This is a genomic window from Thioalkalivibrio sp. ALRh (genome assembly GCF_000381425.1).
Taxonomy (GTDB): Bacteria; Pseudomonadota; Gammaproteobacteria; order Ectothiorhodospirales; family Ectothiorhodospiraceae; genus Thioalkalivibrio.
In genome coordinates this window covers 164,184-181,424 of the sequence record NZ_KB906521.1, presented here as the reverse complement: position 1 = coordinate 181,424, position 17,241 = coordinate 164,184, and the positions used below count along the sequence as shown (strand labels likewise).

Genomic DNA, 17,241 nt, shown 5'->3' with positions numbered 1-17,241 from the left:
TTCCCGGGCGAAGAAGGCGGAGGCCTTTTTTAGGATGGCCTTGTCTTCCCGCAGCCGGCGATTCTCTTCCTCCAGCTCCCGGATCCGTCGCTGCTCCGGCGTCAAAGGCCGGCCATCGCCGGCCTCCCCGGCACGATCCGCCTTGAGTTGCTCGACCCAGCGCCGAACGGCCGTCTCGCCCACCCCGGTGTCCCGCACCACTTGCGGCACACTCTGGCCCTCATCCACCACCATCCGGGCCACCCGAAGCTTGTACTCCGGATCAAAATTCCTGCGTCCCATATCGTCTCCTCGATCAGATCCCAATCATTCCACCGATCGAGGTGTCCACGAAAATTAGACCAGCACACCGCCACCAAGAACCGCCCCTTCGGCCGAAGGACATAACCCCCAACTAAGTCCCACGCCCCGCAATGGCGGCCAGATACAACGCACGATGCTTTGCTACGTTACTATCCGCCGAATACAGCTCCTGGACTCTTTTCTGATTCGCGCGCCCCTTCGCGGCTCGCGCATCCACATCCATCGCATAGAACTTTATTTTTTTCGCAAACTCGTCGGGCTCTCCCAAGATGCACCCCGCGTCATCCAGGACCTCGGATGGCCCACCGCTATCCGTACTCAACACGACGCATCCCTCGCTCATGGCTTCAATCGCCGTCCTCCCGAACGACTCTGTCCCGGGCTTCGAGGTCATCACCAAGATATCCGTCGACCGGAAAAACTCCGCCATCTCGTCATGTGGCACATTGACCTGCGCACTTAAGGCCTTCCCCAGCACAGCATGCGCATCCCTTAGAAAGATTTCGGCCGCTTCTCGATCTCTCTCATCCACACAACCGACCGCCATCCGGAAATACGCCGTCACCGCCTCATCCGCCACCAAACGACGGGCTATCTCGAGCGCGAGCGGCCAATCCTTCCATCCGCAGTAACGACCTGCAAACCCAATCGTTATCTTGCCGGCCTGCCCCACCGGCCGCGGCACCCAAGACCCGTCGCTCGACACCGCATTCTCAATCACCGCATATTCCGGCCTCGACCCAACCCTCGACAGCGCATCCTCCCAGAGATACCTATTCCGATGCGTGGTAGTAACCAACGTATCAACCACCGACAGCGATAGCCGGAACAGCGCCCGTACCAGCGCCGAATATTTCGAATATGTACCTCGGTCGGTGTGCATAACTGTGAACCGCTTTGGTATCAACCGCAGCTTGATCGAAACACCAATCAAAAAGAGGCTCGCCTGCGCTTGCGTGTGCACCACTTTCGCATCCGTATTCCGAAGGTACCGCACCACCTTCATTACATAACTCGCAAGCTCCAGCGGCCGCCTCACAAGCGCTTTGATGCGCGTACGCCGCCCGATGCCAATACAACAAAACCCCAGATCCCCCTCCACGCCCCCGGGGTGCAGCACCGCCACGTCCAGCTCCGCCGACAGATTTCGCGCAATTATCTTTATCGATTCCTGCTCCCCGCCCACGGTCCCGACGTTGTTATCTGTCACAACCAAAACCTTCTCCGAGCAACCGTCAGGCAGATTCTTCCCCACCGCTACACCCCTTTCCTCATCTCACGGAGCCGCACGCCATTGCCCCCGGGCCCTCACGACCGCTGCCCGCCAAATCGCGCGCACCATTACCCGCCTCTCGGCCCACGCTGGGCGACGTTAGATTCCACCGCACTCCCAAACTCCTTCCAAAACTTCGTCCTTTCCAGAGAAAGCTTGTCACTCGTATACCCTCCCGCAATGTGAAAATTACGGCGCGCTTCGGAAACTCGACGCTCTCGGTCACGCCCCAGATCCTGAATCTTCCGAGCCAAACCTTTGGCATCGCCCGGACGAATCATCGAATCTTCCGGCAACAACTCCGGAATGCCCGCCACAGTGGAGGCAACAGCCGGGCACCCTCTACTCATCGCTTCGATCAACGCACGAGGCAATCCTTCCTTAAAGCTCGGGTGCACATACACATCGACCGAATCCAGCCATTGATAAACTGCCGGCCCGGACGGGAGAACGCCATCAAAATGGCACAAGTCCTCGACACCCCAACGTCGCGCTTCCTCGATCCAGGGTTCCTTCTCACCTCCTCCCAAGATGTGGTACTCGACCGAGGGAAATTCCGCTCGCACGATCGCAAGCGCCTCCATAACTGTCTGGATACCTTTGAACCGGCCTTTCAAGCTCCCGATCTGCCCCAGCACGAGCCTTTCCGGCGCCCCCCCGGCAACCCCTTCCCGCTTCGTGAGCACCTCCGCATCCAACGGCGGAATTTCAACGTTCGAACAGGCTGCAGTAGTGGCCTCGCCGCTACAGGGATAACGCCGCTGGAGAAACTCCTTGGTTACATACAGGGCATGTGTACTTCGCCTCATTACGCGCCGCACGCGCGCAGCCATCAGTGGTGCATACAGCTTCGCCTTCATGCCGCCATAGTTCCAGTAAGAGTCCCAAGGACAGTCAACCAGCTCCACCGCCCAAGGCTTTCCCTGCTCAACGGCCTCGCGGATTGCCAGCAGCCCAAGCTCACTCGAAAGTCTTGCGATGACCGCATCATGACGCGCCACTTGCTCCCTCACCGTAACCCTCGCAGCGTTGTGCAAACCCAGCAACGACGTTAGGTTGGACGCGCTTTGCGAAAACACAAATGCAACCTTATCCGCTGAGGACAGGGGAAACAGGCCTTGTTCCTCGTGCGTGAGCGGGTCCGCGGCGCAGCGGGCGAGAACCGTAAGAGACGAGAATACTGCCAGGAAGCGAGACCAGACAGAGCTCGGAAAGCAACCGGAGGAATAGACACCCCCATCATTTCCACGTCGAAATACGTGATCGTGTACAAACAGTACGTTCGGCATACCTTCCATTCCTTTCCATGGGGGCCTCATCGGCCGGCGGCCCCTAGAGAACATCGCAGACGGACTGAATTCCCAATCGCGCCCTACCCAACCAGGGCCCCGGCTCGTCTAGCAGTTGCTAAGCGAGTGCATCCAAGAGGCGTCCTTTGAGCCCAACGGGCATCATTCGCCCACTCGGACGGGAGGTCAGCCGCGTAGACACGCCCCCGGACACCCTGCCACCACGGCAACGCCAGTACTCAGGGCCAGCCAGACCGTCAAGCATTACAAGTGGCCTACGGTGCTAATGTATGACGTGAGCGACCGCCGAAGGGCATCGAAGACGCTACCCCCCACGTTCCCCTCGGCGATAGTGCGCGTCTCGACCCCGCCTAAAAATCCAAGCGGGCGACGGATCCGGCAACGAGCGCACGGCGTTTAGCGTCCAACTACGCGCCCGCGATACGCCGTGCCCAGGCCAAACCGAAGCTGATACCGTTCGTCCGGCCCGTCACAAGCGCCTGCACCTAAAGGCGCTTGAGCCATCGCGCCTAGTCTCCGAATACAGAAGCGGCCGCCAGGTACCCCAATAGCCCGATTTTCCAGCCTACTCTGAACCATCAGCCAGCCCGTCACTCGGAAATGCGCACGGGGGAATAACTCGCAAACGCAGACGCAACCCACCCATATAGGCCGGCCATAGTATAAAACAGCAACAACGCGACAAGCCCTGCGCCATTAGGAGCGCTCGCGCAGCGGCTCAATCCCCGGGCCCCCTTCATTTGGGCCAACGCGTGGCGCGAGAGCATAGATAAACGCAGCAGCCAGAATGAGAAAATACATGCTATTTATCGACGCCGATGGGTCGAAGTACACGAGATGCCGCGCAAACAGCAGGAAAAAATAAAGCTGAAGGGCGTAACGGACTCTTGCCCATGCAATACGCGCTAAGTAGCGGAAGGTCACCCTCACTACAAGCGCCACCAAAAAGCCAAATAGCCCCGGACCGGCCCAATGCCCGGCATAAACACCATATGTCACCATATCCACAGGAATACTGGCCTGCCCTGACGGGTTAGAGATCGCCGTGTGTATTGCACCAATGGACTCCATATCCCAGTCCAACCATCGCGCAGGAACAAGGGACACCATCCCATATACCACATCGATCCCGTAACGCACTGCCACATCGCCCGACCGCACTGCATCGAGTGCGGTCGCGAGCCCAACAGCCGGAAACGACATCTCCACAATAAAGAACTCAAATGGTGACAAGCTATCACGCGCGTCCGGTATTCGGAGCTCCCCGGCTCCCGCAAGAGCATAAAAAAAGAAAAGTATCTGGTAACCAAAAAACAAAAACAGTGCCCCGACCGCCCCGATCACGGCCGCACGGCGGATAGAAAGAGCCCCATCAGACACAAACATCAGCACTACAAGACAGATAAGCAGAGCGAAGCTTAGCCGGCCGCCTTGAAAGACTGTCATCAAGAATGCAAGCACAAGTGCCGTCACCAACCCCACCACCACGCTGAAGGAACGGCAGCCAGAAAGCCACAAAGCGATAAACACCACTAGCGCGACCTTTGCGAAGTCCCCAATCGGCCGCAGAAACGACAGTGGGTTCTCAATCTCAAATGCTCCTGTCCGATACGCTCGCGCCACCTCCAACGCCCTGAAGACCCCCCCAAACGCATCGAAGTACAAGATGAAGCCAATCGCCCCAACAACCAAGAGTGCCCATGCCGCTAGGACTGCCAAACGGCCCTCCGCCACGTCCCTTCGCTCCCCAGGAGTCGGCCGACCCACCACAAGTGGTATGTAGCGGGCAACTCTCCACCCCAACGCAAAACAGGCTGCGGCAGACCAGACTAAGATAAGAGCCGCTACATAATGCACGGGTTCCAGGAGCTCCAACAGAAACTGCCGGGGCATTACCGCGAGAAAGGCGTCGGACGCCGACATCAATACGATGGGAAGAGCGACGTGAAAAACAGCCAGATACGAATAGAAATAGACCGGAAAATACAACATCCCGTTCCGCATTGCCAAGTGGAGCACGATGCCCAACAAGACAACCAAACTGACTAGATATAGGAGATGCACCATTAGCTCATCTTCGATAACCGCTTAAACAACCGACTGATGCGCTCATTTAAGACAACAAGCGAAAAATCAGCAGCTCGGGCACGCAGCTCATCCGGCTCGTACGTCTGCTCCAATGCCTCCTCCATCCGGCGCGCCAATTCGCCGGCGTTACCAACTCCGGCCAATAATCCTACCGAGGGACTGTTGATTACTTCCGCAGGCCCGGTCGGGCAATCCGTCGCGACCACCGGGCAACCATACGCAAGCGCTTCTATCAGGACATTCGGGAAGCCCTCATACCGCGACGCCAGCACGGTTACCCGCGCTTGTTGATAAAGTGGAGCAACGTCCGCGACGCGGCCGAGAAAGGTTACATCGTCGTGGATACCAAGGTTGAAAGCAGCGCGCTCCAGCCGCATGCGCTCCCGGCCGTCACCGGCTAACACAAGACGACATTCGCGGTCACGCCTTACCTGAGCGAACGCCTGGAGCAGTGTCTCATGGTCTTTCTGCGGAACAAGGCGGCCCACCGAGAGAATCATCGCTGGGTCAGCCGGTCTACGCTCAGGTGCATTCTGCGGGAGCGCCACCCCATTTGGCACATAACTGAGCTTTTCCGCCGGGACCTGCCAATCGTGTCGCAACTCGGCCTCCATACTCCGTGTCAACACGATGAGTTGCTTCGCGGTTCGGTATGCCGAACGCATCGCGAGCCGCTTCGCCGCCCGCTTGATCGGGCCGTATGAACTAAGCAACCCTTCGGGAGAATTTGTTTCACGAACGATGAGCGGACAGTCATAGCGCGCGCCCGTCAGGGCTAGCTGAAGCGGCAGCACATTACCGACACCAATCGCAAACAAAATATCGGGCCGCACCTCGCGGAGCCCTCGCCGCAAATGCCCGACGGCCAACAGACTCCGCTTGACACCCATAATCCGGAGCTCGATTCTTGCGTCGAGTTGCCCCAGCAGCGCTGGATCAGCACGACTAGCTACGATGACCACCCGGGTGCCGTCATTGGCAAGCACGTTTGCATATTGCACAGCAGCTTTGCCTGCCCCACCAACAAGCCACATGAGGTAGATTAACAGCTTGGCCCGGCTATCACCCTTCATATTCATTGACAGCCGGCAGCAGCAGCATATCCCCTAATTCACGATCAAACGAATCGGGCGAAAACGGCTTAAACCCCCCGGTGGGAAAGAACGTCATTTCCCCCACCAATGGATTTCCGTTCACGACATAAAAATCAACGCGCACAAACCGGAACGGACGCGATAGCTCCCTGGCAACATACAGCATCTCATCCAGGCAGGGCGGTGCCGGCTCAACCGGTCCGCAGGCATAGCCGTAGGCTACCTTCAAGGGATTCCACGATGCAGAATAGATGTTTCGGGTGTGTTCGGAAAACCGATCGTGGTCCACTTGAATCATGCGTGGATCACCGTTAAAGCAAAAAAACTTGTAATCCTTCATAGTGCCGCTGTTTTCTTTACATAAGTTCGGCTCAATCAAAATCTTTCGGTCGACCCTGTCGTAAGGCCATTCCCTCGATTGATGATACAAATTTCGTTTTAGCGCGATTCTCAAAAGTTCACGAATAACCCGAAGATTCTCGTGTTCTCGACCGTTCAACATAAACACGGTCCCTTGATCATGGCTAGTCTTTACTACGCAGCCTTCGACCGGAAGGACATCGTAAGTTATCTCGCCGGGATCACAGGTCTCGTAAAGCAGCGGAACTGCATACTCGGGGCCAACCCTCTCTGCGATATAGCCTCGGACCTTAATCTTGTCAGAACAACGAACTTTTAGATCCGTTCTGTCATGCAACTTAAGCCACTGAATCTTTTCATTAAATCGACGCGGGGTTTGCAAGTCTGGAACCATCCCGAGACGCCTCTTATACACTCTCGAAACCGCCCGTTCGTCAGACAACCATGGACGATAGACGACAAGATATCGGACCACTAAGTAGACTGGAACCAAAAACCACCGCCCCAGCACTGGAAGAGTCAAGAGCCTATCCCTCCACTTCACTGAGCACCTCCGAAAACGCAGCGAACGCACTTCGCAGGCCAGCGTCGCTGCCTGCCACCGCAGCCATCGCGATAGAGGAAACGCGTCACCATGCCAGCGAAACAGTTCACCTCACAGGACTCCTGGGCTTTTCTGCGTACACCATGTAACCCGAGACCTGCACCGAAAAACCCGACGCAACAAGCATTCTACAAACGTCGTCCCGGGTATCCATACCCTTCCGCTCAGGTGAAGCATCCACTGAGACGTATTGCGTGCGCTGCAGCGCTCGCTCCGCTCCTTTCAGCACTTCTGGCTCAAAACCTTCTGCTTCGACCTTCATCAGGGTAATTTGCGAGATACCTGCCTTGTCGATCCAGTCATCTAGCCGCACGCAATTGACATCGATCGTGCTGATAAACTCGTCGGGCTCAATGAGTGATGAGTCAGCATCTTGGTTCGCCAAGTAGAATCTTTTCGATCCGTTTTCGTCTCCTGCGGCAGCATTGACCAGATCACAATTCGGATGGTTGCTGAGGTTGAAACTGAGGCAGCGGAATACGGCCGGATCCGGTTCGAATGACGCCACGATTTTCGACTGCTCCGCGACGGCAGCAGTAAATTCTCCAGCGTTTGCGCCTATGTCTAATATTATCGCCTCATCCGGAAGTAGCCAATCGTGGTGTAGGTATTTACTACGCATTTTAGATTTAGCCACTTCAAGCCCTTTGGGCCAAATATAGCGATCGACACGACTTGCCCCGACAAAGCGCCATGAGCGTCCATGTGTAATGCACTCAAATATCTCGCCGTCAATGCGCCCGGCCTTACAACGCGAACCTAGCCGCTTAAAGTTAAACAGCGGGAGGAGCACAGGGGCCCACCGCACGTAAAGGTCTTCCGGAAGCGCGCGGAACAGCAAGGATTTGATCGTTTTCTTCAAAATTGGCCTCGATAGGTTTGAGCAAATATCCAAACGTTCCGAGAATGGGGCATAGGTCGATACTATGCTTAGTGGACGGGCGGCTGTCGCCGCACTGTCCTTTCACTCTCAAAGGATCATGTCGCCGCGTGCTCTCATGGAAAGCCCGGCGAAGCGTACATCTTTTATCTATGGTACCACCGACCCTTGTAGATGGCGCTCGCCTTACTCCAGACGCTGCTCAACGTCCGGGGTATACGCACCATCCAGGGCTGCATAGCCAACGGTTCAGTCATTTTTGATCGGACATGTACCGTTTGGCATGGGCAAGAATCCATAGCATCATAGCAATGTATGCCACAACGCCAATTAGAGAGAAAAAGGCGACGGCCCAAATGTCGCTACCAAACCAGTAAAACCCGACAACAAGGCCCAAAGCCTTGGTACCAGTGCTGAACAACTCGTACACGAGCAAGCCACGCTGAACACCGAGAACCGGAACTGCCGCAACGGCAGGCTTGTTGATGAAATTGAACAGGAAGAAAAAGGCCAGCCAGCGGGCATATTCGCCTGCTATCAGCCAGTCCTCGCCGAACACCAGGCCGAAAAGCCAGGGGCCGAACAGCACAACCAGGCCAAACGGCACAACGCCTATCGCAAGCAGTGCTCCCGTTGCCTGCACAATGTGCCGGGGCAGGTTCTCGCCGTTATACGCGGCTTCGGTGATCCGTGGATAGAACACGTCGTTCACCGCCTTGCCAACGAGGGTTGTGGGCATACCCATGACCATCTTGGCCAGCGTGTAGAACCCCGCTGCCACCGGGCCGAAGAAGGCCGCGAGCATGAGGATCGGTAGGCTTTGCGACGCAGCATTGATGAAGTTCTGCGGCGCGCGGTACAGCGGGAAATCGCGGTGCCTGTGCGCGAGCTCCTTCAGAGGCGTTCTTTGCCCTTCGTCGTCCGCGGTGGGTTCTGCCTGGTAGCGCCTGCGGGCGCCGATGAACAGCAGCGCAGCATGCAGGGCGTGCCCCAGGGTGGCCAACACAATGAGTACCGCCCCGACCGGGTGCATCCAGCCGATGCCGCTCTTGGCGCTATTCAGGATCAGCGAATGGGCTACTGCGGAGCGGGCGACCACGCCGAACTGCTTCTTGCGGATCAGCCATTGCTTGGCGATCTGCATCCACGCGGCAAACAGCATGGCCACGGGGATCAGGAACAGATAGCCGGCAACGGATTCGGCGCCGAGCGTTGCCGTCAGCCAGTCGCCACCGAACGCCAGCAGGGCGGCGGACAAAAGCGCGATGCCGAACGACAGGATGGCGGACAGGCGGACCAGGCCCAGTGCGTCGCGGTCGTCCCGCGGGAGGACGATGGCGATGGGGTATGCGAGCGCGGCGACGGGGATGGCGACGGCAACGATCGCCATGAAGGTGCCCAGCAGGCCAAAGGCCTCCGGCCCGTAGATACGCGTAATAAGCGGGGCGAAGGCCATGGTGATGGCCTGCGCCCCGGCGGTACCGGACGCGACCACGGCCACATTACGCGCGAAACGGCTGCGCCAGACGCGATCGAACGCGCGCCGCGGGAGGGCCATTGCGTTACTCATTGCAGGTGCGGGGCTGCCCCACAGCGGTCTCCAGCAGGCGTGCTGTGGCGGCGCATCTCGACGAAGCGGTTCATCGCGTAGTGCGTGAGCGAGCGAAAGAAGGCGGAGAACAGGATGAGCCCGAAGGCGGCCGCGCCCAGCGCGAGGATGAAGGCATCCACCGAGGTGAAGCCTAGGCCCTCGTACACGGTGTTGAGCACCGGGTTGGTCTGCACCACTTCGGGATTACCCAGCACGCTCAGAAACGGCATGACCGAGGCGACGCCGGCGGTTTCCAACACGGCCATCACGATGACCATGCCGAGCACGAGGCCGCCGCGGCGTTTTTCCTTGGGGGTGAGCAGGGCCAGGGCTTTTCGGTAGGTGCTGAACATTGCTGGGTACTGGATTCCGGGTGCTGGTTCTGGAGGGGGCAGCGCGTGCGAGAGGGGGTATGGCTCGCCTGGGTTTTCGCGTGCGAGCACGCTCCTACAGGGGTGTGTTCAGCGGTTGAACGCTGATTGGACCATGGTTGGGGGGTTGGGCTCAAGGTTTGGGGGGTGGCTCGGGCACCAGAAAGCACGCTGGCCGGCCGCAGGTAACGATGAAGAGCCCAGTGCTCTGGTCAGATGGATTCGGGTTGTGCCCCATCGCGCAGGGGATCGCGCTTCTGCGACCGCGGTGCAATTTGCCGTATGAGCGTGTCTGTAGGCGAAGCCTCTGCCGGCGTCCGACGCGGGCAGGGGCTTCGCGGCCAAGGCCGCTCCCACAGGGGGGCTAGCATTGGGTAGGGGACGCCAGGCCTCCTACAGGTGGGGTTGAGACCTCTGGGTGTGGCGGGAATCAAGCGGCCCGGGATCGCAGGAGCGGCCAGGCACCCTGTTTGGATGCTTCAAGGATCACGACTTCGACGATCGTTCCGTCGTCTGCGTAGCTCACGTGCGTATTCCAGTCCTGTGAGCATTCCCGCGTAATCGGCTTTTCCGAGAGGTGGAGTACGAGAATGTCGTCCGCTTCGTCATAAGTAGTGCGCATTATCACTCTCCCCAGTCAAAGTGGTGCATAAAGGTTTTGACCACCAACTGCTCCTTAAGGAAACACTGATTAATGTACACACTCGCGTTGGTACCCCAGGTTTTCCGAGACAAGGCGCGTCGTGCAGCGGGTAGTGGTTCTACCCGCCCGTTTCTGATTGATTCGGGGCGCAACGCAGGATCGGGGAACCTGGGGTACCAACCCCACAAGCCATTTAATGCGGGGGCTCGGCCGCTTTTGCGCGGGAACAGCGTTGCGGCTCCTTTGTGCAGAGTGACTGCACGGCAGTCACCGCGCCTTGTTCGCACGCAAAAGCGACTCGAGCGCGAGCGTGTACATTAATCAGTGTTTCCTTAAGGATCACGGCTGCACAGATAAGATTATCGGACCGCCCCTCGAAGTGTTTCGCCACCCAAAGCCGTATCTCGTCCTTGTAACGCAAGTCGCCGCGCTCAATCAATTCAAACAGTTCGTGTTCAGAGATACCGCGCTGCTTCATGCGCTCTTGTGCGTGGCGAGTGATCGCTACCTGCCGTTCAAATCTCTGGGAATGCATTCCATTGCGGTCCATAAAATCTTCCGTAGAGGAGGCTAGCCTCTGGCCGATTGTGCGTTAAGGGTTGCGGATGAAGCCCATGGCTTCGAGCTTGAGCAGGATGCGGTGGGCGGCTTCGTCCGGGGTCATCTCGCGGGTGTCGAGGCGCAGCTCGGGGTTTTGTGGCTCTTGGTAGGGGTCGTCGATGCCGGTAAATTCCTTGATGAGCCCGGCGCGGGCCTTGGCGTAGAGGCCCTTGCGGTCGCGGGCCTCGCAGGTTTCCAGCGGCGTGGCGACGTGCACCTCGATAAAGCCCCCTGCCCGCTCGATGCGTTCGCGCACGCGCCGGCGCATGTCGGTGTACGGGGCGATGGGGGCGCAGATGGCGCAGCCGCCGTTCTTGGTGATCTCGCTGGCGACATAGCCGATGCGCTGGACGTTGATGTCGCGGTGTTCCCTGGAGAAGCCGAGCTCGCTGGAGAGCTCCTTGCGCACGATGTCGGCATCGAGCAGCGTGACGGCGCGCCCGCCCAGCTCCATCAGCTTGACCCGCAGGGCGTTGGCCATCGTGGACTTGCCGGAGCCGGACAGGCCGGTGAAGAACACGGTGAAGCCCTGGCGGTCGCGCGGCGGGAAGCTGCGGCGAAGCTCCTGCACCACTTCCGGGTAGGAGAACCACTCGGGGATCTCCAGGCCTTCGCGCAGGCGGCGGCGGAATTCCGAGCTGGGGAGGCTGAGGGTGTGTTCGCCCTCGCGCACCTCGTCAGCCGGTACGAAGTCTGCCCGATCCTGCACGTAGGTCATCGCCTGGACTGGGACCATCTCGATGCCGATCTCTTCGGCATGGCGCTGGATTAGTTCCTGTGCCTCGTAGGGGCCGTAGAAGCCCCACTCGTCCGGGCCTGCATCGGGGCTGGCATGGTCACGGCCAACGATCAGGTGCGTGCAACCGTAGTTGCGGCGGATGATCGCGTGCCACAACGCCTCGCGCGGGCCGGCCATGCGCATCGCCAGCGGCAGAAGGCTCAATTGGGTGGTCTGCTCCGGCGCCTGGCGCAGCACATGCTCGTAGCAGCGCACGCGGGCGTAATGATCCACGTCGCCCGGGGCGGTCACGCCCACGACCGGATGGATCAGCAGGTTGGCCTCGGTCTGGCGCACGGCGCGACGGGTGAGCTCCACCTGGGCGCGGTGCATCGGGTTGCGCGTCTGGAAGGCGACCACACGGTTCCAGCCGAGCTTCTGGAAGTATTCCCGCAGCTCTCTCGGGCTGTAGCGGTAGTTGCGAAAGTCGTGGTGGACCGGGGCCTCCAGGCCGTGCAGCGTTCCGCCCAGATAGACGGGGCCCGTACGATGCAGCAGCTCGTTGACGCCTGGGTGCGCAGTATCGGTGGTGCCAAACACCTGTTCCGCCTCGCGCGTGCGATCGGGCGTCCAGCGGTGCTCCACGTCCATCACCGCGATGAGCATGCCCTCGGCATCGCGCAACGCGATGCGGCTGCCCTCCTCCACCTGCGCGGCGAAGGCTTCGGTCACATCCAGCGCGATCGGCATCGGCCACAGCGTGCCGTCGGCCAGGCGCATGTTGTCGAGCACGCCGTCGTAGTCCGCCGGGCCCATGAAGCCCGTCAGCGGGGAGAAGCCCCCATTCAGCAGCAGCTCCGCATCGCACTGCTGGCGCAGGGTCAGGTCCCAGGAGGGCATATCCCGCGCCGCTTCATTCAGGTCGCGGGCCGTCGCCTCGTCCACATACCGATCGCAGAGCGTGCCGCCATACGGCGTAATCAATTCCATTCCGTCATCCGTTGTCGTTTTACCTTCTGTAGGAGGCCAGCCCTCTGGCCGATTGGGGTATCACAAGCACCCCATCGCGCAGAGGGCTGCGCTCCTACCGTTTCGGCCAGATGACGCCGTGCGGGAGTTTCCGGGTCACCGTGGAATGCGGTGCACGCGCAGGCCCGGTACCTTTTCAAAGTCGCCATCGTCCGTCACGAATGCGCCTTCCGGGTCGGCCGCGAGCAGGGACGCGGCCTGGATAGCGTCAGGTGTTCGCAGGCCATGGTGCGCACGCAGTTTTGTTGCCTCGTCCAGAACGGCCGTATCCAGCGCGATGACCGACAACCCCGGGTCGCCGAAGAACACATCCAGTTGTTCAAGAACCCGGGTGTTCGATTCGCGTAGCGGGCGTACGCGGCATTCCAGACGACTCAAGGCGGATACCGCCAGCGCCGGAGGGCCGTCGCTCTGCTCCAGATTTCTGAGCACCTGTCGGACCGACTCTCGGGTACGGGTATCACCCTCCAGGAGGTAGATGATGGCGCTGGCATCCAGAAACGCCAGCATCAATCGGACCAGCCTTCGCGTTCGGCTTGCAACTCACGGTCCAGGTCCGCCCGGCTTCGGGGTGCGGCGGGCGTTGCATCGTCTTCCAGCAATCGGTGCCACAACCGTCCCCTGGCCTCGGCGCCCTCGGCCAAACGCTGGTAGGACTCCTCACTCAGGATCACGTAACGCGGACGATTGCGCTGGATCACGTGCACCGGCCCCTTCTTTAGCGCCCGATCCACTGCGCTAATGCCGCGCCGCTTGATCTCCTGCGCCGAAATCACGTTCTCCATACACCCTCCGGTACCTCTTTCAGTACCGATTATAGCACCCCTTCAGAAGGCCAGGCCTCTGGCCGATTACGCCGCGGAAAGCCCATACAACGCGCGTTAGCGGAGCAGAAGCTCCTGACGCGTCCGGCACCTGTAGGAGCCGCCTCGGCGGCGAAGCCCCTGCCAAGGTCCGGCACGGGCATGAGCGTTCGCCTGCAAGCAGGCTCCAACAGGATGCTCAAGGGGTGGCTGCGAATTTGACCACGCATACGCAGGGTGGACAAACGCGGGGGCCAACAGACTTCTGCGACGGAACTAACGGGGGCATCGGTGCCTGGTTCCCTTTGTTCGGCGAAATCCGGAGAATGCGTGCACTTGCACCATGACTCGAGAACCAACCGATGCCACCGAACGCCGACAAATCCAGCCCATCCGCGTCTCCCAGAGAACGCGACGAGAGGCACTCCGGTCCCTACGACGATGAAATCAGCCTGATCGACCTGTGGCGGGTGCTTGCACGCCGCAAGTGGTGGATCGCTGCTGTTACGGTCATTGTATTTGTCCTGGGAACCGGCTACGGCTTGCTGCAAACCCCCACTTACACCTTTCTGACCACGATCCAGATCGGACTGGATAACAACCGGAATCCGATTGAAAGCCCTGACGTGAAGGTCTCGTTCCTCAATGACGTCCTGATCCCTGGAATTCGACGCGACATGCAGGAGGAATACGAGGAGGGCCGCCCACCGGAAGCGCGAAGCCGACATGTCGAGGGCACAAATTTCCTCCAACTGACGAGCTCTTCCCCTCTCGATCGCCGCGAAGAGGTACGGGAACTCCATACACTCGTCACCCGTGGCCTGCGCTCGGAGTTCAACCCCAGGGTCGAAGACCTGCGCTCCAACCTGGAGGACGACCGCGAAGAGCTCATCTTGAGCCATCAGGCAAGAATGCAGGAAATGGCATACGAAGCCGACTCGATTGACGAGCGGATCACCCTGACCAACGAGCGCCTGGCGTTGCTTGAAGAGGAGAAAAAGCTCCTCGCGGAACACATCGACCAGCTAGAACCTCTCCGCGAACGGCTTGAAGAAACTCTGGCCAATCCACAAGACAACTCGCCGTTGTGGGCACTGATGCCACAGACGTCGATCGTCGAGATGCGACACAGCGCGGAGCGTGGCCTCCTCACGGACCTGCCTAATCGCATCCAGGAAACGCGACTACAGTTGGCTGAGCTGGAAGCGTCCAGCCAGAAGATTCAAGAGCAGATGGCGCAAGAAGAGCAACGGCACGAACGTTCCCTTTCCGCGCTTAACCGTGAACTAGAGCGAATCCAGGAGGTGGTCGCCCGCGGCTCGGATTACGCCCTGGCGTCCGAGCGTCCCGAGGGACCTGGCCGCTCCCTATTCGCCGCGCTCTCACTGGTTCTTGGCCTGATGCTGGGCGTTTTCGGCGCTTTCTTCCGGGAATTCCTCGCGAATGTACGGGCCGCGGAGAACAGTTAGAAACTCGCATTGCTCATCCGGCCAAGCCGCATCACTCTCCACTGTCACCCCGGAAACCGCGGAGCGGTTATCCGGGGTCTTTGTCGTTTGGAGTGCCGCACCGTCGGAGATCCCGGCTCTTCGCTGCGCTACGGCGGGGATGGTGTACGCCTCTAATGGTTGATGGATCCATTGGAGGACGAACCTGCCGCGATTCTGTGGGAGCGTGCTTGCACGCGAAGGGGTGCCAGGGGCTGGCTTTGGCGGGGGCTTCGCGTGCAAGCACGCTCCCACAGGTTTGTTGCCGGGTTCTGGTTAGTCGCTGTTGAAGAGGTCGCGGGTGTAGATTTTGTCGGTCTGGTCGCGGATGTCGTCGGTGATGCGGTTGGCGACGATGACGTCGGCGATGCGCTTGAACTCGTCGAGGTCGCGGATCACACGAGAGCGGTAGAAGTCGTCGTCCGGAAGTTCCGGCTCGTAGACGACGACCTCGATGCCCTTGGCCTTGATGCGCTTCATCACGCCCTGGATGGCGGAGGCACGGAAGTTGTCGGAGCCGCTCTTCATCACCAGACGGTAGATCCCGACAACCCTGGGGTTACGCCGAATGACAGCGTCGGCCACGAAATCCTTGCGCGTGCGGTTGGCATCCACGATGGCGCCGATGATGTTATTGGGGATCTCTTCGTAGTTGGCCAGGAGTTGCTTGGTGTCCTTCGGCAGGCAGTAGCCACCATAGCCGAACGACGGGTTGTTGTAGTGGCTGCCGATGCGTGGGTCCAGGCATACGCCGTCGATGATCTGGCGCGTGTCCAGGCCATGGGTCTCGGCGTAGGTGTCCAGCTCGTTGAAGTACGCCACCCGCATGGCCAGATAGGTGTTGGCGAACAGCTTGATCGCCTCGGCCTCGGTGGAGTTGGTGAACAGCATCGGGATGTCGTCGTCGATCGCCCCCTCGGCCAGCAGGTTGGCGAAGGTCTCGGCGCGTTCGGACTGTTCACCGACGATGATGCGGGACGGGTGCAGGTTGTCGTACAGCGCCCGGCCCTCGCGCAGGAACTCGGGCGAGAAGAGGATGTTGTCGCTCTGCATCTGCGCCTTGATCTCGCGCGTGTAGCCGACCGGCACGGTGGACTTGATCACCATGGTGGCGTGCGGGTTGATCGCCAGCACGTCGCGGATCACGGATTCGACCGTGGTGGTGTTGAAGTAGTTGGTCTGCGGGTCGTAGTCCGTGGGGGTGGCGACAATGATGAAGTCCGCCCCATCGTAGGCCTGCTGTTTGTCGAGCGTAGCGGTCAGATTGAGCGACCGGTTCTGCAGGAAATCCTGGATCTCGGCGTCGATGATCGGCGATTCCCTGCGGTTGATCTGCTCAACCTTCTCGGGCACCACGTCCAGCGCCACCACCTCGTGGTGCTGTGCCAGCAGCACTGCATTGGAAAGGCCTACATAGCCGGTACCGGCGACTGCGATCTTCATCCCGAATTCCTTGTCGTTCCCATTTATTGATGTGCTCATTGGTTGAGGTCAGGCACCTTTTGCGGCTGTCCGGTACCGCATCGGCGCAAATACCCGCCTTCCCGCCCCGAAACGGTAGGAGGCCAGCCCTCTGGCCGATGGGGCCTGTCCAGCACCCCATCGCGCAGAGGGCTGCGTTCCTACAGTGACAGCCCGCTGGGCGGTCGGGGTCCCTAACCGACTCGCTGCGTTAGCGCGCGCAGAATACCGGCGCCTGGCGATGGCAGGTCGTGCACGGTGCGCGTTCCATAAAGGGCTATCGTGGCTTCAGTCACGTTCCTGACGCCGCACCTCGGCCCGTAGCTGTTCGATCTCGGCCATCAAGGCCTCGTGCTCCGCGCGTTTGCGCTGCAGGAAGTAGTACGCCAGTCGAGCCTTTTCGCTCACGCCGCTCGGGGTGAGCTTGTAGAGATAACCGCGCTTGTTGCCGCTGCGCGTGAAATTCTGCGCCTTAACCCAACCACGCGCGAGCAATGCCCGCAGGGCATGATTCGTACCGCCGATGGAGACCCCCAGCTCGCGCGCCAGCGCGCGCTGCGAGCGCGTGGGGTCTTCCTCCAGCAAACGCAGGAGTTTGAATTGGAGTTCGTCGGAAGGCATTGGCT

Annotated in this window: 16 protein-coding genes and 1 pseudogene; 1 reads left to right on the top strand and 16 read right to left on the bottom strand. The window is 59.8% G+C overall.

Features of this window, described 5'->3' with window-relative positions:
• From F791_RS0109640 to F791_RS0109575, 14 genes and pseudogenes are all read right to left on the bottom strand, one after another.
• The coding region (locus F791_RS0109640) for an IS3 family transposase (RefSeq protein WP_038057035.1) at window positions 1–282 on the bottom strand (282 nt) is incomplete at its 3' end.
• A gap of 112 nt (window positions 283–394) precedes the next feature.
• Window positions 395–1,558, bottom strand: a complete 1,164-nt coding sequence (locus F791_RS0109635; protein ID WP_019592495.1) for a glycosyltransferase family 4 protein — start codon at window positions 1,556–1,558, stop codon at window positions 395–397.
• A gap of 86 nt (window positions 1,559–1,644) precedes the next feature.
• Entirely contained in the window at window positions 1,645–2,865 is a 1,221-nt protein-coding gene (locus tag F791_RS13215) for a glycosyltransferase family 4 protein (protein WP_019592494.1), read from the bottom strand.
• Window positions 2,866–3,582: 717 nt separating this feature from the next.
• Window positions 3,583–4,620 carry a hypothetical protein gene (locus F791_RS0109625; protein WP_156000526.1) on the bottom strand — a complete coding sequence of 346 codons (1,038 nt, stop codon included), beginning with the start codon at window positions 4,618–4,620 and terminating at the stop codon, window positions 3,583–3,585.
• Between the two features lie 332 nt (window positions 4,621–4,952).
• Window positions 4,953–6,053 (bottom strand): glycosyltransferase, encoded by a 1,101-nt coding sequence (locus tag F791_RS0109620; RefSeq protein WP_081622315.1) that lies wholly within the window; start codon window positions 6,051–6,053, stop codon window positions 4,953–4,955.
• Complete coding sequence (locus F791_RS13545; RefSeq protein WP_196799363.1) at window positions 6,037–6,810, bottom strand: ATP-grasp fold amidoligase family protein; 774 nt, start codon at window positions 6,808–6,810, stop codon at window positions 6,037–6,039. Before F791_RS13545 ends, F791_RS0109620 begins: the two co-directional genes overlap by 17 nt.
• Window positions 6,811–7,078: 268 nt before the next feature.
• Window positions 7,079–7,894 (bottom strand): FkbM family methyltransferase, encoded by an 816-nt coding sequence (locus tag F791_RS13540; protein ID WP_156000524.1) that lies wholly within the window; start codon window positions 7,892–7,894, stop codon window positions 7,079–7,081.
• A 271-nt stretch (window positions 7,895–8,165) separates the two neighbouring features.
• Window positions 8,166–9,470, bottom strand: coding sequence for a lipopolysaccharide biosynthesis protein (locus tag F791_RS0109605; protein ID WP_019592489.1), 1,305 nt, complete (start codon window positions 9,468–9,470; stop codon window positions 8,166–8,168).
• 53 nt (window positions 9,471–9,523) lie between these two features.
• Window positions 9,524–9,856: pseudogene (locus tag F791_RS13210) on the bottom strand (ABC transporter ATP-binding protein); the annotation flags it as partial.
• A 448-nt stretch (window positions 9,857–10,304) separates the two neighbouring features.
• Window positions 10,305–10,496: a DUF2283 domain-containing protein gene (locus F791_RS0109595; RefSeq protein WP_019592488.1), complete on the bottom strand. Its 192-nt coding sequence runs from the start codon at window positions 10,494–10,496 to the stop codon at window positions 10,305–10,307.
• Between the two features lie 214 nt (window positions 10,497–10,710).
• The gene (locus tag F791_RS13890) at window positions 10,711–11,067 is read right to left on the bottom strand and encodes a DUF4258 domain-containing protein (RefSeq protein WP_019592487.1); all 357 of its coding nucleotides are present in this window, start codon (window positions 11,065–11,067) and stop codon (window positions 10,711–10,713) included.
• Window positions 11,068–11,109: 42 nt separating this feature from the next.
• Entirely contained in the window at window positions 11,110–12,825 is a 1,716-nt protein-coding gene (locus tag F791_RS0109585; RefSeq protein WP_019592486.1) for a bifunctional sulfate adenylyltransferase/adenylylsulfate kinase, read from the bottom strand.
• Window positions 12,826–12,960: 135 nt separating this feature from the next.
• On the bottom strand, window positions 12,961–13,374 hold the full coding sequence (locus F791_RS0109580; protein ID WP_019592485.1) for a PIN domain-containing protein: 414 nt from the start codon (window positions 13,372–13,374) through the stop codon (window positions 12,961–12,963).
• A complete protein-coding gene (locus F791_RS0109575) occupies window positions 13,374–13,649 on the bottom strand; it encodes a type II toxin-antitoxin system Phd/YefM family antitoxin (RefSeq protein ID WP_018994127.1) in 276 nt (91 codons plus the stop codon). The genes F791_RS0109580 and F791_RS0109575 overlap by 1 nt, the downstream gene beginning before the upstream one ends.
• A gap of 380 nt (window positions 13,650–14,029) precedes the next feature.
• Here F791_RS0109575 and F791_RS0109570 point away from each other — a divergent pair, with 380 nt between their 5' ends.
• Window positions 14,030–15,136 (top strand): Wzz/FepE/Etk N-terminal domain-containing protein, encoded by a 1,107-nt coding sequence (locus F791_RS0109570; protein WP_019592484.1) that lies wholly within the window; start codon window positions 14,030–14,032, stop codon window positions 15,134–15,136.
• A gap of 294 nt (window positions 15,137–15,430) precedes the next feature.
• Here the strand turns inward: F791_RS0109570 and F791_RS0109565 are convergent, their stop codons facing one another.
• Together F791_RS0109565 and F791_RS0109560 are read right to left on the bottom strand one after the other, a co-directional pair.
• Window positions 15,431–16,597 (bottom strand): nucleotide sugar dehydrogenase, encoded by a 1,167-nt coding sequence (locus tag F791_RS0109565; protein WP_019592483.1) that lies wholly within the window; start codon window positions 16,595–16,597, stop codon window positions 15,431–15,433.
• A 306-nt stretch (window positions 16,598–16,903) separates the two neighbouring features.
• A complete protein-coding gene (locus F791_RS0109560; RefSeq protein WP_018994130.1) occupies window positions 16,904–17,236 on the bottom strand; it encodes a MarR family EPS-associated transcriptional regulator in 333 nt (110 codons plus the stop codon).
• Between the last annotated feature and the right edge of the window lie 5 nt (window positions 17,237–17,241).